The sequence below is a fragment of the Streptomyces sp. V1I1 genome (assembly GCF_030817355.1).
Lineage (GTDB): Bacteria > Actinomycetota > Actinomycetes > Streptomycetales > Streptomycetaceae > Streptomyces.
Window position 1 is genome coordinate 3,698,236 of the sequence record NZ_JAUSZH010000001.1, and the last position, 18,798, is coordinate 3,717,033.

Here is an 18,798-nt window from a genome sequence, read left to right on the forward strand (position 1 = left end):
CGGATGCTATGCGCATCCGTCGGGATGTTCGAGGGGCGGCCAGGCACGCCACCCCTCGAGCCATCCGTCACGTACCGGCGTTGGAGTTGCCGCGCAGTTTCACATTCGCGGTGCTCGCGTTCTTGATCGCCGTCTCGATCTGAGCCATGGACGAGCCCGAGGTGAGACCCGGCACGGTCGCCGCGTTCACCGCGTACAGCGTGAAGGTGTACGGGTGTGTGGAGCCGCCCGGGCAGGGTCCGAAGAACTTCTGCGAGTTGGCCCCGCTGCCCATGGCCTTCTGTTTCGCGCCGTCCTGGCCCGGGACGTTGAAGCCCGACCCGAGACCCTCCGGCAGGGAGAGGTTCGCCGCCGGAATGTCCCAGATCGCCCAGTGCAGCTTGTTGCCGCCGCTCGCGACGTCGGCGAAGACGACCGCGTAGCTCCTAGCCCCGGAACTTCCCGCGCCCCAGGCCAGCGGCGGCGACGGATCCTGGCCCGCCGTGCCGTCGCCGGCGCAGGTGTACCTGGCCGGGATGGTGGCGTTGTCGTTGAAGGCGCTGCTGGTCAGCTTGAAGTCGCCGGGCTGCGGGTCGCCGCCCGAGTAGACGATGTCGATCAGGAGGATCCGGTCGTTGCCGTTCGTGCCGTCCTTGTCGGTCGACGTGGTGAGCCAGATGTCGCCGTCGTGGTCGACCTCGACCGTGCGCAGCCGGTCGTACGTCCCCTGGAAGTACGTCTTCTGCTCGACCAGGTTGCTGCTGGAGTCGATGCGCAGCCGGTAGACGCGCTCGCCCCTCGTCGTTGCGACGAAGACATGGTCGTTGATGATCGTCAGGCCGCTGGGTGAGGCCGAGGCGGTCGGCCAGGTCTTCTTGGGCGCGATGTAGCCGGAGCAGTCACCGGCAGTGCCCTCGCAGTTGGGCCAGCCGTAGTTGCCGCCCTTCTGGATGAGGTTGACCTCGTCCATGTTGCTGTTGCCGAACTCCGCCTGCCACAACCGGCCCTTGGAGTCGAAGTCGAGACCCTGCGGGTTGCGGTGACCGAGCGACCAGACAGCGTTGCCGAACGGGTTGTCCGACGGGATGGAGCCGTCCTGGTTGATGCGGAGGATCTTGCCGTTGAGGGAGTTCTTGTCCTGCGCCCGGCTGCTGCTCTGGGCGTCACCCATGGATGCGTACAGCTTGCCGTCGGGGCCGAAGCGCAGCCGTCCGCCGTTGTGGAAGCGGCTCTTCTCCATGCCGTCGAGCAGGACCGTGTAGCCGCTCAGGGCGTTGTTCTCCAGCTTCATCCGCGCGAGGCGGTTGCCGTCCGAGGATGTGTGCAGGAAGTACAGATAGTGGTCGGTGTTGAAGTTCGGACTGATCTCGATGCCCATCAGGCCGCCCTCGCCGCCCGTGGTCTGGGAGTTGGGCACCTTGCCGAGGAGGGTCTTCTGGCCCGCCTTGGTGAGCTTGTAGACGTTGAAGGTGTTCCGCTCGGTGTAGACGCCGGTGCCGTCGGGCAGGAAACCGAGTCCCCAGCCGACGTCCACGCCGCCGGCGAGGGTCGAGACACTGCCGGGGTCCGGGACACCGCCCGGCTGGCTGCCGCCGGTGGTGACGGTGATCTCCGGGCTGAAGGCGGACTTGTTGCCCTTCAGGTCGAAGGCCCTGACCTTGAACTTGTACGCGGTGTTGGCCTTCAGGCCCGCGATGGTCGTCGAGGTGGAGTCGGCGGTTCCGGCGGCCGCGCCGTCGCGGTGGATCTCGTAACCGGTGACCTTCACATTGTCCGTGGAGGCGTTCCAGGCGAGGTCGACACTCGTCGCGGTCTTGCCGGTGGAGCGCAGGTTGGCCGGTACGCTCGGCGGCTCGTTGTCCGGCGGGGCGGGCAGCGTGGCGATGGTGACGGCGTTGCTCGCGGCCGAGACATTGGCTGCCGCGTCACGGGCGAAGACGGTCCAGTCGTACGAGGTCTCCGGGCTGAGGTTCTCCACCGTGGCTGCGAGCGTGTTCCCGTCGACCTGCTTCATCAGCTGGCCGTGCTGGTAGATGTCGTAACCGGTGACCTTGACGTTGTCGGTGGACGCGTCCCAGGCCAGCGAAACGGTGGACGCCGTCGGCTCCTTGTCCTTGCGCAGGTTCCCGGGCGGCGTCGGCTTCTCGGTGTCGGCCGGGCCGCTCGCGGTGACCGTGAGCTTGTCCAGGTTGGGGCCGTCGCCCGCTGCCGTGGTGGCGCGGATCTTGTTGGCGCCCGCCTTGAGGGTCGCGTTGGCGGTGGCCGTCTTCCAGGTGGTCCAGGCGCCGGTGCCGGGGAAGGCGAGGTCGTCGGCGACCGAGGTGCCGTTCACGGTGATGTCCAGCGGACGGTTGGCGGTGGTGCCGTTGGCGTAGCGGAAGTCCAGCTTGGCGGGCGCGGCCTGCGCGGAGTCGACAGTGAACTCCACGTACGCGCCCGTCACAGCCTGGAAGTTGACGAAGCCGGTGCCGGAGTGGCCGGCGTGGTTGGACTCGACGGCGCCCTGGGAGATCGACCCGGACTCGGCCTCGTAGTCCGTGCCTGCCTGGCCGTCGGCGGGTGTGACGTCGACGAAGTCGAGGTTGGGGCCGCCCTCGGCGGCGGTGGCGGTGGCCCGGATGGTGTTGGCGCCGGCCTTGAGCGTGACCGTGGTGGTGACGGAGGACCAGGTGGTCCAGGCGCCGGTGGGCTGGAAGGCCAAGTTGTCGGCGGCGACGGCTCCGTTGACAGAGATGTCCAGCGGGCGGTTCCCGGTGGTGCCGTTGGCGAAGCCGAGAGCCAGGGTGGCGCTGCCCGCCGCCGGGGCGTTGACGGTGAACTCCACATAGCCACCGGCGACATTGGTGTAGTTGACGAAACCGGTGCCGGAGAAGCCGGTGTGGTTGGACTCGGCGGCACCCTGCGAGATGGTCGCCGCTTCGGCTTCGTAGCGGACGGGTGCGGCCTTGACGGCCCCTGCCTTTGCCGGGTCGGCGGGCTGGGCGTTGCTCAGGGTCGGTAAGGCCACGGTTAACGCTGCGGTGGCCGCGGCCGCGAGAACGCCGATCGCTCTGCGCGACCGACGGGGGATTGGTGCCACGGATCCCTCCCACTTTCGTTGGGGGACGAGGGAGATGGAGACGTACGGCGTTCAGATGGTTAGGAAACGTTCCTAACCATGGACAGATCACACCAGCCGACGCGTCCACGTCAAGAGTGATGCAGGGGATTGCCACAGACGAACAAGGCCCCGTGCCCGCCGGAGAATCGGCAGGCACGGGGCCATATGCAGGCTGACCGGCGGTTCAGTCCGGGTTCGACCCTGGGGTTCAGTCCTGGACGAGCTCCACCTGGATCTCGATCTCGATCGGAGAGTCCAGCGGCAGCACCGCGACGCCCACCGCACTGCGCGCATGCACACCCTTGTCGCCGAACACCGCGCCCAGCAGCTCGCTCGCGCCGTTGATCACGGCGGGCTGGCCGGTGAAGTCCGCGGCCGAGGCGACAAAGCCGACGACCTTCACAACCCGCGCAACCCGGTCCAGATCGCCGACGACCGACTTCACGGCGGCCAGCGCGTTCAGCGCACAGGTGCGGGCGAGCTCCTTGGCCTCCTCCGGGGTGACCTCACCGCCCACCTTGCCGGTGACCGGAAGCTTGCCCTCCACCATCGGGAGCTGGCCCGCGGTGTAGACGTACGCACCCGAGATCACAGCCGGCTGGTACGCGGCCAGCGGCGGCACGACCTCCGGCAGCGTCAGCCCGAGCTCGGCGAGCTTCGCGTCGACAACACCGCTCATGCCCCTACCCTTTCGATCGCTTCTCCGCCCACGCGGCGCAGAGGTGCAGGCATCGTGTTCGACTGCAGCCCGGCAGCCGCGCGCGCGTCGCTCACGGGGTCTTCTCCCGCTTCAAGTACGCCACGAGCTGCTCGGGGTTGTTCGGCCCGGGAACGACCTGGACGAGCTCCCAGCCGTCCTCGCCCCAGGTGTCCAGAATCTGCTTGGTCGCGTGCACGAGAAGGGGCACGGTCGCGTATTCCCACTTGGTCATGGATCCGACTGTAGCCGTACCGAAGGGCAGCCTCGTGACGCAGCCCGCAGGCAGCCTCGTGCGTAGGCGGCGGCCCGACTGGTTAGGCTCGAATACGTGAGCAGGTTCCAGGTCGTCAGCGGCAAGGGCGGTACCGGTAAAACGACGGTCGCCGCCGCCCTCGCGCTCGCCCTCGCGACCGAGGGAAAGCGCACTCTCCTCGTCGAGGTCGAGGGCAGACAGGGCATCGCGCAGCTCTTCGAGACGGAAGCGCTTCCGTACGAGGAGCGGAAAATCGCCGTCTCGTCGGGCGGCGGCGAGGTGTTCGCGCTGGCCATCGACGCCGAGCGCGCGCTCCTCGACTACCTCCAGATGTTCTACAAGCTCGGCAGCGCGGGCCGTGCCCTCAAGAAGCTCGGCGCGATCGACTTCGCGACGACCGTCGCGCCCGGTGTCCGGGACGTACTGCTGACCGGCAAGGCCTGCGAAGCCGTACGCCGCAAGACGAAGCAGGGAACATTCGCGTACGACTACGTGGTGATGGACGCCCCGCCCACCGGCCGCATCACCCGCTTCCTGAACGTGAACGACGAGGTGGCGGGCCTGGCAAAGTTCGGTCCGATACACAATCAGGCCCAGGCCGTGATGCGTGTCCTCAAGTCCCCCGAGACGGCCGTCCATATGGTGACGCTGCTCGAGGAGATGCCGGTCCAGGAGACCGCGGACGGGGTCGCAGAGCTGCGCGCCGCCGACCTCCCCGTGGGCAAGGTGATCGTGAACATGGTGCGCCCGCACATCCTCGACGAGGGGGCGGTGCGCAGTGCGGCGGGCGACCGGCGCACGGACATCGCCAAGGCGCTCACCACGGCCGGCGTCAGCGGCTCGGCGAAGCTCGTCACACCGCTCCTGGAGCAGGCCGCCGACCACGCTCAGCGTGTCGAGCTGGAGCGCGAGCAGCGCGCGGCACTGTCAAGCCTCGACCTGCCCGCGTACGAACTCCCCCTGCTGAGCGAGGGAGTCGACCTGGCCGGGCTCTACCAACTGGCGAAGGAACTGCGAAAGCAAGGGACCGGCTCATGACCCTGGACGCGTCGGCCGCTCTCGAGGTCGACCCGCTGATCGACAACCCCGCCACCCGCATCATCGTGTGCTGCGGCGCGGGCGGCGTCGGCAAGACGACAACCGCTGCGGCTCTTGGCGTACGGGCGGCTGAACGCGGCCGCAAGGTCGTCGTCCTCACCATCGACCCGGCCCGCAGGCTCGCCCAGTCCATGGGCATCGACTCCCTCGACAACACCCCGCGCCGGGTCAAGGGCATCGAGGGCGACGGCGAACTGCACGCCATGATGCTCGACATGAAGCGGACCTTCGACGAGATCGTCGAGGCGCACGCGGACGCCGAGCGGGCCCGCGCGATACTGGAGAACCCCTTCTACCAGTCCCTGTCGGCCGGTTTCGCGGGCACGCAGGAGTACATGGCGATGGAGAAGCTGGGCCAGCTGCGCGCCCGCGACGAGTGGGACCTGATCGTCGTCGACACCCCGCCGTCGCGCTCCGCGCTGGACTTCCTGGACGCGCCCAAGCGCCTCGGGTCGTTCCTGGACGGGAAGTTCATCAAGCTGCTGATGGCCCCGGCGAAGATGGGCGGCCGGGCGGGGATGAAGTTCCTCAATGTCGGCATGTCGATGATGACCGGCACACTCGGCAAACTGCTCGGCGGTCAACTCCTGCGCGACGTACAGACCTTCGTAGCCGCGATGGACACCATGTTCGGCGGCTTCCGCACCCGGGCCGACGCCACCTACCGGCTGCTACAGGCACCCGGCACGGCGTTCCTGGTGGTCGCGGCGCCGGAGCGGGACGCGCTGCGGGAGGCGGCGTACTTCGTGGAGCGGCTGGCGGCGGAGGAGATGCCGCTGGCCGGTCTGGTCCTCAACCGGGTCCATGGCAGCGGCGCCGCCCGGCTGTCGGCCGAGCGGGCGCTTGCCGCCGCAGAAAATCTTGACGAAGGCCGCATTGTGGATCAGAGGTCCGGGAATGCTGGTGTGCGTGACGCCACGGCCGCCTCTCCCGAATCCCCGCCCGTGGCTCATACCGATGCCTTGAATCACCCGGCCGAGGATCACACCGCCGTGGATCACACCACAGAAGAGCTGACGGCGGGTCTGCTGCGCCTGCACGCCGAACGAATGCAGGTGCTCGCGCGTGAACAGCGAACGCGCGACCGCTTCACCGCGCTCCACCCCGAGGTGGCGGTGGCCCAAGTGCCCGCGCTGCCCGGCGATGTACACGACCTCGCCGGCCTGCGGGCCATCGGTGATCGGCTCGCGACCGGTGGTCATACCCCGGCCGGAGCTGTGTAGAACAACAGCAGGGGCTAGCCCACCGCTGCGTACGTCTCGTATGTCTCGTCGTCGTCGAGGCCCACGGGCAGGATGCCCGCGCTGCGCTCGTACTCCGTGCGCGCTGTTTCGAGCAGTCTGCGCCAGGAGGTGACCGTGGGACGCCTGCGCAGCAGTGCGCGCCGCTCCCGCTCGGTCATACCCCCCCATACGCCGAACTCGACGCGGTTGTCGAGTGCATCGGCAAGGCACTCGGTCCGCACCGGGCAACCGGTGCACACCGCCTTGGCCCTGTTCTGCGCTGCCCCTTGTACGAACAGTTCATCCGGATCGGTAGTGCGGCAGGCTGCCTGCGCACTCCAGTCGGTTACCCAGCCCATGCCGGCGCCGTCCTCTCCCGAATCGAGGCTCCCCCACGGCGGCAGCGGCATATTCACCGCTGCCAGTTGAGGACGTTACGGAAGGTGGGCACAGCGCAACACCCCCTTCGGGCCCAATCTTGAATGGCCCGAACGGACTATGGGTACGCGGCAGATCACCCAGGGGAGTGAGCTGGGGGCATACACGACTATCCCGACAAAGCGGGGCAGTTCAGTTGGGTCACAACGGACGTCGAACGACGCATGAGGCGGATTCGGACAGGGGTCCGCCGGGTTCGGGTACGGCGGAAGTTGTGGGGAGGCCTTGATGCGAAACCGCACAGCTGTGACAGTTGAGAGCAGCTTAGGCCAAGGCCTATACGCGTGTCCGGCGAATGAGAACGTAGACATCTCACGGTGTTAAGCCGTCAAGTCCCCTGGGTCGAGGCCAACGTTCACGGCCCGCCTCCAGAGTCTGTCGTGCCATTCGTTGGCGTCGGGAGCGGGCTTGGTGGTCAGCCCCGGATTGGGGCCGGTCTCGATGAGGTGCAGCAGCGTCCAGGCGACGCCGTAGCAGTCATCCGGGCCGAAGCATGCGACCAGCGCCTTGGCCTCCTTCGCCGTGACCGGCCTGGAGATCGCCTCAAGCTGCCGGACTCGCCTGTCGGTCTCCTCTTCGCTCGCGTCCCAGTCAGGGAGAGGGCCATCGGCGACAAATGCCTGCACTTCAGGTCTCATGCTTGGATGATCGGCTGCCGCCTCTGCCCTGAGCAAGGCGTCTTGGCAGGTCACGCAGCCACGGCCTCTGTTGACATCCGATGGCGCTGGGCGTCGCCGCTCTGGTCAGAGGCTTCGAGGCCCGGCGTGGTGAAGACGTCCGCCCAGCGCCGACGGGGGCCAACACCCCCACTCAGTGGTGGCGGCCCGCGAAGACGCCGAACGCCGCCGATCTGGTCCGAGGCGTCCAGGCCCGGTCGTGAGAAGGAGCCCGCCCGGCGCCCACGCAGCCACCACCACGAGCACCAGGACCGCCCACCGATCTACATTCAGGCGTTGCCTGCCGGGCTGCCCCTAGATGTCACAACCTGGTACTCGAACATCCCGAGAAGCACCCGCTCCGTCGGAACGCCGATAACAACGGATTAGGCTGCCCCCATGCCAAAGAAGCGCTCGGGCGGAGGTCTGACCGGGACCCAGCAGGCCGCCAAGTTCCTCGGTGTCAGCGTGCTCTCCGGAGCGGTGCTGGCAGGCATCGCCCTGCCCGCCGCCGGTGCGCTGGGGCTCGCGGCCAAAGGAACGGTCCAGGGATTCGACGAGATCCCCGCCAACCTCAAGACGCCTCCGCTGAGCCAGCGCACCACCATCCTGGACTCGAAGGGCGGGCAGATCGCCACGGTCTACTCCCGCGACCGCACGGTGGTGCCGCTCAAGGACGTCTCCCCGTACATGCAGAAGGCGATCGTCGCGATCGAGGACTCGCGCTTCTACGAGCACGGCGCGATCGACCTCAAGGGTGTCCTGCGCGCGCTGAACCGCAATGCCCAGTCGGGCGGCGTCTCCCAGGGCGCCTCCACCCTCACCCAGCAGTATGTGAAGAACGTCTTCGTCGAGGAGGCCGGCGACAACCCCGACAAGGTCGCCCAGGCCACCCAGCAGACGCTCGGCCGCAAGATCCAGGAACTGAAGTTCGCGATCCAGGTCGAGGAAGAGCTGGGCAAGAAGAAGATCCTCGAGAACTACCTCAACATCACCTTCTTCGGGCAGCAGGCGTACGGCATCGAGGCGGCGTCCCAGCGCTACTTCTCCAAGTCGGCCAAGGACCTGAAGCTGGAGGAGGCGGCGATGCTCGCGGGCATCGTCCAGTCCCCCAGCCGCTACGACCCGGTCAATGACACACAGGAGGCGACCAAGCGTCGCAACATCGTGTTGCAGCGCATGGCCCAGGTCCGCGACATCTCGCAGGAGGAAGCCGAGCGGGCGATGGCGACCCCGGTCGGGCTGAAGGTCAGCAAGCCGAAGAACGGCTGCATCACGGCGGCCAACGGCGCGGGCTTCTTCTGTGACTACGTACGCGAGGTGTTCCTCTCCGACCCGGTCTTCGGAAAGACCAAGGAGGCCCGGGCCAAGGTCTGGAACCAGGGCGGTCTGACGATCAAGACGACGCTGGACCCGCAGGCACAGCGGTCGGCGCAGAAATCGATCAAGAAACACGTCTACCAGACGGACAATGTCGCCACCGCGGTGACGATGGTCCAGCCCGGCACCGGCAAGATCATGGCGATGGGCCAGTCCCGGCCGTACGGCTTCGGCAAGACCGAGACCCAGATAAACTACTCGGTCAACCAGGGCATGGGCGGCTCGAACTACGGCTTCCCGGTCGGCTCGACCTTCAAGCCGTTCGTCGCCTCGGCAGCCATAGAGCAGGGCAAGCCGCCGACGCAGATGTATCCGGCGCCGTACCAGATGCCGTACCCGTCGTCGATCCCGACCTGCAGCGGAAAGCCGTGGGTCAACATCGACAACAAACAGCGCCTGGAGAACGAGAACAAGGCCGAGGTGGGTCCGTACGCCCTCAAGGAAGCGATGGCGAAGTCGGTCAACACCTACTTCGTGCAGATGATCGCCGACATAGGTCTGTGCCCGGTCATGGAGATGACGCAGAAGCTCGGTGTGGTGCAGGGCAACGGCAAGAAGCTCCCCGAGGAGCCCTCCCCGCTTACTCTGGGCTCCACCGGCATCTCGCCGCTGACCATGGCCAACGCGTACGCGACCTTCGCCAACCGCGGCAACTACTGCACCCCGACCGCCATCGAGTCCATCAGCACGGCCGACGGCAAGAGCCTCGAGGTGCCCAGTTCCACCTGCGGCAAGGCCATGAGCGAGCGGACGGCCGACACCATCAACACGCTGCTGCGCGGAGTGGTCGACTCCGGTACGGGTCAGCAGGCCGGTCTCCAGAGCCGTGACAACGCGGGCAAGACCGGTACGACGGACGGCCGGAAGAACGCCTGGTTCGTCGGCTACACCCCCAACCTGTCCGGAGCCGTGTGGGTCGGCAGCCCCAGCCAGCAGGTGGAGATGGAGAACATCACCATCGGCGGTCAGTACCACGCCAAGGTGTTCGGCGGTCAGGTCCCCGGACCGATCTGGAAGGACGCGATGACCGGTGCCCTGGACGGGCAGCCCGCTCCTGCGTTCAACAGCGTCGTGATCCCGGACCCGCCGAAGAAGGACGACAAGGAGAAGCCGGGGGACGGCAAGCCCGGTGACAACCGCGGCCAGGGCAACGGCGGGCAGCAGCCGTGGCCCGGGATCTCGATCCCGCCGGACCTGATCGGCGGCGGGAACAACCGCGGCCAGGGCAACGGCGGCCGGACCGGGCAGTAGGGCGGTTCGCGCGCAGAGGACCACGAGAGGATCACGATGAGGGGGACCCGGCCGGTGGCCGGGTCCCCCTCGTCTCGTACATCTCGTAACCTCCGTCAGCCCGCGAGCAGCTGCTTCACCGCGGCGGCCACCCGGCCGCCCTCGGCGCGTCCCGCCACCTTCGGGTTCACGATCTTCATGACGGCGCCCATGGCACGCGGGCCCTCGGCGCCCGCGGCCTTCGCCTCCTCGACGGCCTGCGCGACGATCGCGCCGAGTTCGTCGTCGGTCAGCTGCTGCGGCAGGTACGCGTCGAGCAGCACGCCCTCCGCCTGCTCCCGCTCGGCCTGCTCGGGGCGGCCGCCCTGGGCGAAGGCCTCCGCGGCCTCGCGGCGCTTCTTCGCCTCCTTGGCGATCACCTTCTGCACCTCGTCGTCGGAGAGCTCGCGGGCCGTCTTGCCCGAGACCTCCTCCTTGGTGATCGCGGCGAGGGTCAGCCGGAGCGTGGAGGAGCGCAGTTCGTCGCGCGCCCTGATCGCCGCGGTGAGGTCTTCGTGCAGCTTGGACTTGAGCGTAGTCATAACTTCTTCATAGCCTTTTCTCATGGACCCGGTCAACGAGGATTCGCAGGTCAACAATGACTCGGAACGGCTCCGCAGGCTGGCCCGAATAGCCGGGTCGCAGCGGGACAGGCGCAGTCGTTCCGACTGGACAGGGGAACCGGCGGCGATCTACTGCCGGATTTCGCACGTCAACGACGACGATCAAACCGGTGTCGACCGACAAGAGCGTATCTGCCGTGACATCGCGCAGCGTCTCGGTGTGACGGTCGATCAGCACATGGTCTTCGTGGACAACAACCGATCGGCGTGGCAGCGCAACCGGCAGCGGAAGGGGTGGGACGCCCTACTCGATGCCGCACGGTCCGGAGGCGTCCGGCACATCCTGACCTACCACCCGGACCGGCTGATGAGGCAGCCGCGCGATCTTGAGGAGCTTCTTCAGATCGCGGACGACAACAGCATCAACCTTCACGGTCAGGCGAACCAACGGGATCTTGCCGACCCGGACGACCGGTTCTTTCTGCGCATCGAGGTAGCGCACGCTTGCAGGTCCAGCGACGACACCTGCCGACGACTCAAAGACGCACTGATCGACCGCGCCCAGGACGGCAAGCCGCACACCGGCAAGCGGCGGTACGGCTACGACAAGAGCGGCACGGCCATCATTCCCGCAGAAGCCGAGATCGTGCGCGAGATTTTCTCCCGGTATCTGGACGGGCAGACGACCACGGCCATCGCTGTGGACCTCAATCGGCGGGGAGAGTCGACTGCCCTCGGCGGCGAGTGGAACACCTGGAACGTACGGGCGATCTTGGACAGCCGCCACGTAGCCGGAATCCGCGTCTTCCGCGGTCAGGAGCTGGGCCACGGCGAGTGGTCGGCGATCATCCCTCGGGGCACATGGGACGAGGTACAGGAGCGCCGCAGCTACCGCACTGCAGCGAGCTGGGGCCAGTCGGCGCCCACGCACCGTACATTCTTCGCGGTCTGGTTCGTCTGCAAGGGCTGCGGCAACCGGATGGGCGGAAGCGGCGGCAAGTACATGTGCAATCGCGCGGCCCGGTCCGACTCCCTGCGCTGCTACCGAACTGCCAGCGGCGCACCACTGGAGCAGTTCGTGACCGACGCGGCGATCAAGCTACTGGAACGCCTTGACGCGACCGGCCAGGAAGAGGCCGCCGTACTTTCACGCGAGGATCAGGCAGCGATCGTCGCCGACCGGGAAGAGCTGGCCGAGCTCAAGGACATGTGGAACAGCCGCGAACTGAAGACCCAGGAATACTCTATCCACCCGTCGCCCGAGCGGCCTAAACGGGCCAGCGCACCCCACCTACCTGGCGATAGCCTGCGGGCCAAACCAGAAAGGCCGGTCCAGTGGGCTTCGACGCAGAACGATCAGCACGTATCGCTGCCACGCAGGAGGCCGCCCGGCCCGTCTGGGAGGCAACCGGCGACTCGGATGCACTCCAGCAGTTCCTCAAGGACAACGGGTGTCACGGAGTGGAAGCCGTGTTCGTGACCATGGGCTTGCTGAACTGCGATCTTGCCGAAGCCCAACGAGCCTTCTTCAACGCCCCATGCCGCGACGCCGAGCGCCGCTTCCACAACAACGCCATGGACCTGCTCGAAGAGGCCGCCGACCACGACGCCTGAGAGCACCAGCGGCCCAGCAGAGGCCCTTGACTCGGCCATTAAGACTCCACCGACCTTGCGTTGATTCCACTCGGGTAGCCCTAATCCAGCAGGCGCCTTGCAGCCGAAGCTCACGCGGCCGCATTGCGTATTACGGACTCAGAAATCGCCTTCACGTTCGCGTGAGCCCGCTGTTCGGCAATGAACGACAGAACTATGGAGGTGGACCCTAACAAGATCGATACGGAAGTTCCTACTATGCAGATTATGCCATTCATAGGACCAAGCCGCTCGCTTGATGTTGTCGCCACAGACTGGATCAGGGCAACGGCCACGCTACTTGCATATACGACGCCTATCATGGCTCGTATACAAATATTCGCCATAGCTCCGTGGCGGAGGCGTGCTATTTCAGACTCCCAGTGGGCCACGGGGAAACCAGCCTTCCTGGCCACCTCCCGCTCCAACGCCGCCTGGTAGCCGCCCAGTGACAGGGCCTCCGTGTTCAGGAAGAGCAGGTAGACGACGAGGAAGGAAAGTGCGAACGGTAAGCCTATGAGGAGGTACAGCTTCCCTGAGTTGATGGCTACTGACACCCCGAGGGAAATCAGGACGACTGAACTGGCGAGTATCTTTTCACCCAGCAGGAGATAAGCTGTGAGTCGCTCCGAGACGGCTCGACATTCCTCGAGTAGACCCGTAATGACCTGTTCTTCTCGTGTCACAGCAGTGTCCTAGCGTGATGATTGTGATCGGATGGGCGGCGCAGTGTCTTTTCCGTGCTTGAGGTCTACAGCAAGGATGGGCCTATCGCGTTGATCGTCACGAAGAGAGGGGGGCGCATTGGAGTGCGAGGTGGTGAATTCCGTAGGTGGCATGTTGCGACGCGGTTCCGATTCATGCGCGCGCGACAACAGGGCCCACGACAAAAGGGATTCGCTCAGCCCTGGAGATCTTCATACGGTGCTGCCCCTGTTGATCAGAGCACGGAGGCCAACGATGCCGATACATCGCTGCCGTGCCAGATGCATGCCAGATCCTGCGGGGAACCACGGGGAACCACGGGCATCCAACGCACGGCCGACCATGCGCCAGCCCAGCTCCACGGCAGATCAGGGACTCAATTGACCATGGAGCACCCAAGCTTCCCAAGTTGAGGGCTCTGTCGCTGCCGTCGCGGGCCGATCACAGTGCAGCGCGCCTGCTACTCAGCTTCCGCGGACACAGGATCGGCGGCGACCCAATGCTCAAGGAAGGCCCGTCCTGCTTCGGTAACCGCGTAAGTCTCAGCAGCAGCGATGCCTTCAATGCGCAGTGAGGGCACCTGAAGCTTGGCGAGCAAACCGTCCTTCAGGAGGTACCACAACTGGAGATCCCACCCCCCGGGCAGTCGCAGCTGAGTCGCCTCGGGATTCGCAGCAAGGAGATCCAAGACACGGCGCTCTGTCTCTCCGTATCTCCCGTTCACCACTGCCAAGTTGGCCTTGTAGCCCCTCATTGACGGTCGGTCGATGTCGCCTCGGTCGAAGCGTGTATGGCACGTCGGGCAGAGTGCGATCAAGTTTTCGAAAGTGTGATCCCGCACCTCGGCGTAAGGCGTGATGTGCGCCAGTTCCACGGGCACGGTCCTGCAAGTGGGGATGGCGCAACGGTGCCCAGCTTCCATCAGCACCCGGCGCTTGAGCGCCGTCGGAATGGCAGGTCGTCCTTCTGGCATGCGATGAGGCTAGACGCTGACACTGACACCGGTTCGCCGGTTCCGATGTTTGCGCACCAAAGCTGCGGCTGGCTCGGGAGCCTGCCTGCCCTTCGGCGCGGCCTCTTGGCCGGCACACCCACCGTTGTGGCTGGCTGTCGTCGACTGACGTATAAACACCGGCACTTCGCCAGCTCTGTTCAGTGCGAGGGCGTGAAGCCGGCGGACTGGTCGAGGTGGAACGCGGAGCCCGGAGCCGTCGGGGGCCAACCGTCACGCAGGGCAAGCCGAACAGCCGCAGCAACGCCGGACGGCAGTACTGGTTCAGCCTTGCGGCCGATCCAGTTGCTCGAATGCGGCTGGTCGGCGGTGACCACAAGCGTCGCCCCCGGGGTGTCCGCATGCTCGACAGCGAACGTGCACGGCGACCAGGCCAGCCCCTGGAAGTACGTCGGACGGCCCCGCAGCCGCCAGCGGTAAGCCGTACCGTCGACAACGATCCGTCGTGATCCCTTGCGGACCAGAGCCATGACACCCCCTCCAGTAGCGAAGACGCTAGCGAGCCCGGCGCCGCCGGCCGTCTCATTTTCCGTCTCATTCAGCGCCGTTCAGGACCGTTCAGACAGGACCGGAAGCGGTAGCCGCCCAGACGAACGGCAGCCCATGAACGCGGGTGAACGACCCCGTACGAATCACTCACGACCACCACCACAGTTGGAAAGCGTGCGCGTCGGCATGACGCGCCCCATTGACACAGGCATCGAGACTCCACGGGCCTTGGGGAGAGATCTCCGCTCGCTCAGCTCGCCTTGCCCAGCCGAGCAACCGCCAGCACCAGTGCCGCCAAGTCACCGGCCGCTGCCGCCGACAGCACCAGGCGCACCCTCCCGGCGCCCTCCGCATTCGTCCTTGCCTGCCATTCGAGTCCTGCCGTGTCGAACCCTGCGCTCTCCAACGCCTCCGCCAACACCCCGCCGGCATCCGCCGCATCACGCCAGCCCGCCACGTAGTCGACCCCACGCACCCACTGAGCTTGTTCCGCTTTGACGGACACCGTCGGTGTGGTGGTCAGGCCGCGAGTGCGGTCTCGTAGTCGGCGGGACTCCGGTAGCCGAGGCTGCTGTGCAATCGGTGCAAGTTGTACCAGCCTTCGATGAAGTCGAAGATCGCGGTGCGGGCGGCGGCCCGGCTGGGCCAGGCGGTGGTGCCGAGCAACTCGCGCTTGATGGTGGCGAAGAACGACTCGGCGAGCGCGTTGTCCCAGCATTGGCCGGTGCGGCCGACCGAGAGCCGGATGCCGAACTCACTGCTGAGGGCGGCGAATTCGGTGCTGGTGTATTGGCAGCCGCGGTCCGAGTGAAAGATCACCGACCGGCTTGGGCGACGCTGTCGACAGGCAGATCGCAGGGCATCAGCAACCAGCTCGGTCCGCAGGTGATCAGCGGTTGCCCAGCCGACCACCCGGCGCGATGCGATGTCGATGACAGTCGCCAGATAGAGCCAGCCTTCCTCGGTCGGAACGTAGGTGATGTCACCGCACCAGCGGGTGTCGATCGCCATGGGATCAGGAGCGAAATCACGCAGGACCAGGTCGGGGCGGGTGGCGGCTCGCGGGTCTGGGATCGTGGTCAGTTGTCGGCGTCTGCGATGACGGCCCTGCAGCCCGGCATTGCGCATCAGTCTGGCGATCCGGCGCCGGCCGCAATCCTGGCCTGCCTGTTGCAGGGCAGCGTGGATGCGCGGAGAGCCGTAGGTGCCCCGCGACCACTCGTGGACTTCGGTGATCCTCCCGGTCAGCTCGGCATCGCGGACCGCCCGCGGTCCGGGCTTGCCGCCGCGGCGGGCATAGAAGGCGGTGCGGGAGACCTTGAGCAGTTCACATGCGCGCTTGACGTTGTGACCGTCCTGCTTCTCCGCCTCGATGAACGGGTGCACGCTCACCGGGTCTCCTTCGCGAAGAAAGCCGTTGCACGCTTGAGGATGTCGACGTCCTCGCGCAGGCGACGGTTCTCCCGCCGCAACGCGGCCAACTCCTCACGCTCGCTGCTGGTCAGGCCGTCCTTCTCGCCCGCGTCGACCTCAGCCTGGCTGGCCCACAGCCGCACCGCGGTCTCCGTCAGGTCGAAGTCCTTGGCGATCTGACCGACCGAACGGTCACCACGCCGGCACAGTTCAACGATCTCGGCCTTGAACTCCGGCGTGAACGAACGGCGAGGCCGAGGCTTCTTCTTCCCCATGCTCTCCATGATGGACATCCTTCCGGGGCAGAACCCCTGATCTCAGATGTCCGTCAAAGCGGATCAAGCCCACCACACCACATCGTCAGGATCGAACGACTCGCTCTCGAAACCTGCGTCCTCTGGGTCGTGCATCCGCTTACAGTCCCTTCCCGTCGGTGGCTCAACTCCAACCATGAGAGGGGTCATCGATCATGGACACGACGATGACTGAACCGTTCCGGGTTCGGTAGGGACTCGATCGTTTGAGAGGATCGAGTCATGGCACGTCCTTCCCCTTACCCCCTTGAGCTGCGCAAGCGCGCGGTCCGCATGGTCGCCGAGGTGCGGCCGGAGTACGACACCGAGTGGTCCGCGATGAAGGCGGTCGCCGCCAAGCTGGGGATCGGGACGACCGAGACTTTGCGCAAGTGGGTCCGCCAGGACCAGATCGACAACGGGGCCCGGCCTGGCGTCACGACCGATGAGTCTGCCCAGGTCAAAGCGTTGAAGAAGGAAGTCGCCGAGCTCAAGCGGGCGAATGAGATCCTCAAGGCCGCTTCGGCTTTCTTCGCGGCCGAGCTCGACCGGCCACATCTGCGCTCGTGACCTTCGTCGACGAGAACCGGGACCGCTTCGGCGGCGTCGAGCCGATCTGCACCGTTCTCAACGAGCACGGTGTCGGTATCTCCCCCTCCACCTACTACGCAGCCAAGGCCCGGCCTCCGTCGCTTCGGGCGACCCGGGACGCGGAACTGAAGGCACTGATCCAGCAGGTGTTCGACGCCAACTACCGCGTCTACGGGGCCCGGAAGATCTGGCGCGAGCTGAACCGACAAGGTCATGCGGTGGCCCGGTGCACCGTCGAGCGCCTGATGCGCGAGCTCGGCCTCGCCGGCGCCGTCCGCGGCAAGAAGGTCATCACTACGGTCACCGACCCGGCCGCCGGCCGGGCCCCCGACCTGGTCGACCGGGACTTCGTCGCCCAGGCGCCGAACCGCTGCTGGGTCGCGGACTTCACCCACATCGCCACCTGGGCCGGGGTCGTCTACATCGCGTTCGTCGTGGACACCTTCTCCCGCCGCATCGTCGGCTGGTCGGCGGCCACGACCAAACACACCGAACTGGTCCTGGCCGCACTGGAGATGGGCCTATGGCAGCGCGATCGGGAAGGCAGTCCGCACCAACCCGGGCAGCTGATCCATCACAGCGACGCGGGCAGTCAGTACACCTCGTTCAAGCTGGCCACCCATCTCCAAGGCGAGGGCATAGCGGCGTCCATCGGATCAGTCGGCGACGCCTACGACAATGCCCTGATGGAGTCCACGATCGGTCTTTTCAAGACCGAGTTGATCAAGCCTCAGCGGCCCTGGAAGACGCTGTCCGAGGTCGAGTTGGCCACCGCCGAATGGATCGACTGGTACAACCACCGCCGACTTCACGGTGAGATCGGCCACGTCCCACCCGCCGAATACGAAGCCCACCACTACCTGACAGCCACAAAACACCAGGTCACAGTCACGCCATAGAGTCTCGATCAAACCCGGAACGGTTCAGACCCCGGTACCATTGGCACCGGGTTTGCACCTGCGCCCCAAACCGGACCGCCCCCGAATGCTTCCAGGCCAAGGGGGCGGTCCGGCCTGCATCCGGCCTACGTAGGCCAGACGCTAAAAGGCGGACGAGTAGGGATCACTGATCACCGCCAACGGCACATAGACCGCGATCCAGAAGACGACGATTCCGAAGGCGCATAATCGCTGCCTCATGAGTCCGCACAACCACTTCGCGCGTTGACCAGAGCGGCACGGAAGAACGCGGTCGTGATTCCGCGGAAGCCGGTGTGCCCGAGAGCGCCCGCGTGCCGCAAGCACCAAAGCTCGGGCTCGTCCTTGTTTTCCGCCGCGTCGGAGGACTCGCTGCATGTCATGCATTCCGCCTCGTAGACCGGGCCGCTGCCTTGCTTGTCCGTGGTCAACGTCCAGTCGGCGAACCGCATCACTGCCTGAGGTCTCGCCGACTGACTCTCCAACGCGCCCGCGTCCAAAGGCTTCTGAGTGCCGTCCATCAGCCGTCTCCCTCCTGAGGCGGCACGGTCATCAGAGCCCATACGGCCTTGCCGCTTCCGCCGCGTTCGCCTACGCCCCACCGGTCCGCTAGCACGCTGACCAGAACGAGTCCTCGGCCGCATTCCGAGTCACCGGCAGCGACATGCTTGCGAGGCCACTCATCAGCGTCGTCGTGCACCTCGATGCGGAGGTCCTCGCCAGCCAGTTGAAAGCGGGTTTCGATCTCACGTCCCGGCGAAACGTGCGCATGCCGGACCGCGTTCGTCACCAGTTCCGAGAGCACGACCAGAGCCGTGTCCTCAATCTCTGCCAGGCCCCAGGCGAGCGCCTTGCGCAGCTCGACGCGGGCCAGGCCGACACACCGCGGATGGCGAGCCCATCGGCACACCATCTCCGGGCCGTTCAGCGCATCCTGTCGCTCCTGCATGCCTCAGAGGATGGGCGTCTCAACGCCTCTTCGATTCCCGGCGATAGGGGTACCCATGATGGGTAAACTCCGCGCGGAGAATCACTGATATTCCTTGTGACCAGGCAGATTCGGGGAAGCGCGTGTCAGGAGACCTCT

The 18,798-nt window shown here is 66.3% G+C and carries 20 protein-coding genes; 6 read left to right on the top strand and 14 right to left on the bottom strand.

The features are described 5' to 3' along the window. Positions 1 to 67 precede the first annotated feature (67 nt). The 3 genes from QFZ67_RS17285 to QFZ67_RS17295 form a co-directional block, all read right to left on the bottom strand. The gene (locus tag QFZ67_RS17285; protein WP_307661983.1) at positions 68 to 2,986 is read right to left on the bottom strand and encodes a PQQ-dependent sugar dehydrogenase; all 2,919 of its coding nucleotides are present in this window, start codon (positions 2,984 to 2,986) and stop codon (positions 68 to 70) included. A 301-nt stretch (positions 2,987 to 3,287) separates the two neighbouring features. Further along, positions 3,288 to 3,758 (bottom strand): RidA family protein, encoded by a 471-nt coding sequence (locus tag QFZ67_RS17290; RefSeq protein ID WP_307661984.1) that lies wholly within the window; start codon positions 3,756 to 3,758, stop codon positions 3,288 to 3,290. 91 nt (positions 3,759 to 3,849) lie between these two features. Beyond that, positions 3,850 to 4,011 carry a DUF4177 domain-containing protein gene (locus tag QFZ67_RS17295; RefSeq protein ID WP_307661985.1) on the bottom strand — a complete coding sequence of 54 codons (162 nt, stop codon included), beginning with the start codon at positions 4,009 to 4,011 and terminating at the stop codon, positions 3,850 to 3,852. 96 nt (positions 4,012 to 4,107) lie between these two features. Here QFZ67_RS17295 and QFZ67_RS17300 point away from each other — a divergent pair, with 96 nt between their 5' ends. Continuing rightward, positions 4,108 to 5,070, top strand: a complete 963-nt coding sequence (locus QFZ67_RS17300) for an ArsA-related P-loop ATPase (protein WP_307661986.1) — start codon at positions 4,108 to 4,110, stop codon at positions 5,068 to 5,070. Beyond that, complete coding sequence (locus tag QFZ67_RS17305) at positions 5,067 to 6,353, top strand: ArsA family ATPase (RefSeq protein WP_307661987.1); 1,287 nt, start codon at positions 5,067 to 5,069, stop codon at positions 6,351 to 6,353. The genes QFZ67_RS17300 and QFZ67_RS17305 overlap by 4 nt, the downstream gene beginning before the upstream one ends. Before the next feature lie 14 nt (positions 6,354 to 6,367). On the opposite strand, the gene QFZ67_RS17310 is transcribed toward QFZ67_RS17305, so the two are convergent. Further along, positions 6,368 to 6,712 carry a WhiB family transcriptional regulator gene (locus QFZ67_RS17310; RefSeq protein WP_177149633.1) on the bottom strand — a complete coding sequence of 115 codons (345 nt, stop codon included), beginning with the start codon at positions 6,710 to 6,712 and terminating at the stop codon, positions 6,368 to 6,370. Positions 6,713 to 7,111: 399 nt separating this feature from the next. After that, positions 7,112 to 7,429, bottom strand: a complete 318-nt coding sequence (locus QFZ67_RS17315; protein WP_307661988.1) for a hypothetical protein — start codon at positions 7,427 to 7,429, stop codon at positions 7,112 to 7,114. A gap of 417 nt (positions 7,430 to 7,846) precedes the next feature. Here QFZ67_RS17315 and QFZ67_RS17320 point away from each other — a divergent pair, with 417 nt between their 5' ends. After that, positions 7,847 to 10,078, top strand: a complete 2,232-nt coding sequence (locus tag QFZ67_RS17320; protein WP_307661989.1) for a transglycosylase domain-containing protein — start codon at positions 7,847 to 7,849, stop codon at positions 10,076 to 10,078. Positions 10,079 to 10,173: 95 nt separating this feature from the next. On the opposite strand, the gene QFZ67_RS17325 is transcribed toward QFZ67_RS17320, so the two are convergent. Next, positions 10,174 to 10,638 (bottom strand): GatB/YqeY domain-containing protein, encoded by a 465-nt coding sequence (locus QFZ67_RS17325; RefSeq protein WP_307661990.1) that lies wholly within the window; start codon positions 10,636 to 10,638, stop codon positions 10,174 to 10,176. A 22-nt stretch (positions 10,639 to 10,660) separates the two neighbouring features. Here QFZ67_RS17325 and QFZ67_RS17330 point away from each other — a divergent pair, with 22 nt between their 5' ends. Both QFZ67_RS17330 and QFZ67_RS17335 read left to right on the top strand, forming a co-directional pair. Then, the gene (locus QFZ67_RS17330) at positions 10,661 to 12,139 is read left to right on the top strand and encodes a recombinase family protein (protein WP_307661991.1); all 1,479 of its coding nucleotides are present in this window, start codon (positions 10,661 to 10,663) and stop codon (positions 12,137 to 12,139) included. After that, positions 12,130 to 12,273 (top strand): hypothetical protein, encoded by a 144-nt coding sequence (locus tag QFZ67_RS17335; protein ID WP_307661992.1) that lies wholly within the window; start codon positions 12,130 to 12,132, stop codon positions 12,271 to 12,273. Before QFZ67_RS17330 ends, QFZ67_RS17335 begins: the two co-directional genes overlap by 10 nt. A 110-nt stretch (positions 12,274 to 12,383) precedes the next feature. On the opposite strand, the gene QFZ67_RS17340 is transcribed toward QFZ67_RS17335, so the two are convergent. The 6 genes from QFZ67_RS17340 to QFZ67_RS17365 form a co-directional block, all read right to left on the bottom strand. Continuing rightward, positions 12,384 to 12,977, bottom strand: a complete 594-nt coding sequence (locus QFZ67_RS17340; protein WP_307661993.1) for a hypothetical protein — start codon at positions 12,975 to 12,977, stop codon at positions 12,384 to 12,386. Between the two features lie 479 nt (positions 12,978 to 13,456). Further along, positions 13,457 to 13,969, bottom strand: a complete 513-nt coding sequence (locus tag QFZ67_RS17345; protein ID WP_307661994.1) for an HNH endonuclease signature motif containing protein — start codon at positions 13,967 to 13,969, stop codon at positions 13,457 to 13,459. Positions 13,970 to 14,148: 179 nt separating this feature from the next. After that, a complete protein-coding gene (locus QFZ67_RS17350; protein WP_307661995.1) occupies positions 14,149 to 14,478 on the bottom strand; it encodes a hypothetical protein in 330 nt (109 codons plus the stop codon). Positions 14,479 to 14,747: 269 nt separating this feature from the next. Continuing rightward, entirely contained in the window at positions 14,748 to 14,972 is a 225-nt protein-coding gene (locus QFZ67_RS17355; RefSeq protein WP_307661996.1) for a hypothetical protein, read from the bottom strand. A gap of 44 nt (positions 14,973 to 15,016) precedes the next feature. Beyond that, positions 15,017 to 15,889, bottom strand: a complete 873-nt coding sequence (locus tag QFZ67_RS17360; protein ID WP_307659178.1) for an IS3 family transposase — start codon at positions 15,887 to 15,889, stop codon at positions 15,017 to 15,019. Then, positions 15,886 to 16,194 carry a transposase gene (locus tag QFZ67_RS17365; protein ID WP_307659177.1) on the bottom strand — a complete coding sequence of 103 codons (309 nt, stop codon included), beginning with the start codon at positions 16,192 to 16,194 and terminating at the stop codon, positions 15,886 to 15,888. The genes QFZ67_RS17360 and QFZ67_RS17365 overlap by 4 nt, the downstream gene beginning before the upstream one ends. Positions 16,195 to 16,446: 252 nt before the next feature. Between QFZ67_RS17365 and QFZ67_RS17370 the strand changes: the two genes are divergently transcribed. Next, a protein-coding gene (locus tag QFZ67_RS17370) for an IS3 family transposase (RefSeq protein ID WP_307659156.1) occupies positions 16,447 to 17,693 on the top strand; the annotation gives its coding sequence in 2 pieces (ribosomal slippage) (positions 16,447 to 16,729 and positions 16,729 to 17,693; 1,248 coding nt in all). A 236-nt stretch (positions 17,694 to 17,929) separates the two neighbouring features. Here QFZ67_RS17370 and QFZ67_RS17375 read toward each other — a convergent pair. Beyond that, positions 17,930 to 18,232 carry a hypothetical protein gene (locus tag QFZ67_RS17375; RefSeq protein ID WP_307661997.1) on the bottom strand — a complete coding sequence of 101 codons (303 nt, stop codon included), beginning with the start codon at positions 18,230 to 18,232 and terminating at the stop codon, positions 17,930 to 17,932. Then, the gene (locus QFZ67_RS17380) at positions 18,232 to 18,660 is read right to left on the bottom strand and encodes an ATP-binding protein (protein ID WP_307661998.1); all 429 of its coding nucleotides are present in this window, start codon (positions 18,658 to 18,660) and stop codon (positions 18,232 to 18,234) included. Before QFZ67_RS17380 ends, QFZ67_RS17375 begins: the two co-directional genes overlap by 1 nt. Positions 18,661 to 18,798: the final 138 nt, after the last annotated feature.

Bases quoted from the DNA above. Each gene is read 5' to 3' on its own strand.
- QFZ67_RS17305 (WP_307661987.1), top strand. From the start codon at position 5,067: ATGACCCTGGACGCGTCGGCCGCTCTCGAGGTCGACCCGCTGATCGAC.
- QFZ67_RS17325 (WP_307661990.1), bottom strand. From the start codon at position 10,638: ATGACTACGCTCAAGTCCAAGCTGCACGAAGACCTCACCGCGGCGATC.
- QFZ67_RS17330 (WP_307661991.1), top strand. From the start codon at position 10,661: ATGGACCCGGTCAACGAGGATTCGCAGGTCAACAATGACTCGGAACGG.
- QFZ67_RS17345 (WP_307661994.1), bottom strand. From the start codon at position 13,969: ATGCCAGAAGGACGACCTGCCATTCCGACGGCGCTCAAGCGCCGGGTG.
- QFZ67_RS17295 (WP_307661985.1), bottom strand. From the start codon at position 4,011: ATGACCAAGTGGGAATACGCGACCGTGCCCCTTCTCGTGCACGCGACC.
- QFZ67_RS17290 (WP_307661984.1), bottom strand. From the start codon at position 3,758: ATGAGCGGTGTTGTCGACGCGAAGCTCGCCGAGCTCGGGCTGACGCTG.
- QFZ67_RS17380 (WP_307661998.1), bottom strand. From the start codon at position 18,660: ATGCAGGAGCGACAGGATGCGCTGAACGGCCCGGAGATGGTGTGCCGA.
- QFZ67_RS17315 (WP_307661988.1), bottom strand. From the start codon at position 7,429: ATGAGACCTGAAGTGCAGGCATTTGTCGCCGATGGCCCTCTCCCTGAC.
- QFZ67_RS17375 (WP_307661997.1), bottom strand. From the start codon at position 18,232: ATGGACGGCACTCAGAAGCCTTTGGACGCGGGCGCGTTGGAGAGTCAG.
- QFZ67_RS17310 (WP_177149633.1), bottom strand. From the start codon at position 6,712: ATGGGCTGGGTAACCGACTGGAGTGCGCAGGCAGCCTGCCGCACTACC.
- QFZ67_RS17350 (WP_307661995.1), bottom strand. From the start codon at position 14,478: ATGGCTCTGGTCCGCAAGGGATCACGACGGATCGTTGTCGACGGTACG.
- QFZ67_RS17365 (WP_307659177.1), bottom strand. From the start codon at position 16,194: ATGGAGAGCATGGGGAAGAAGAAGCCTCGGCCTCGCCGTTCGTTCACG.
- QFZ67_RS17320 (WP_307661989.1), top strand. From the start codon at position 7,847: ATGCCAAAGAAGCGCTCGGGCGGAGGTCTGACCGGGACCCAGCAGGCC.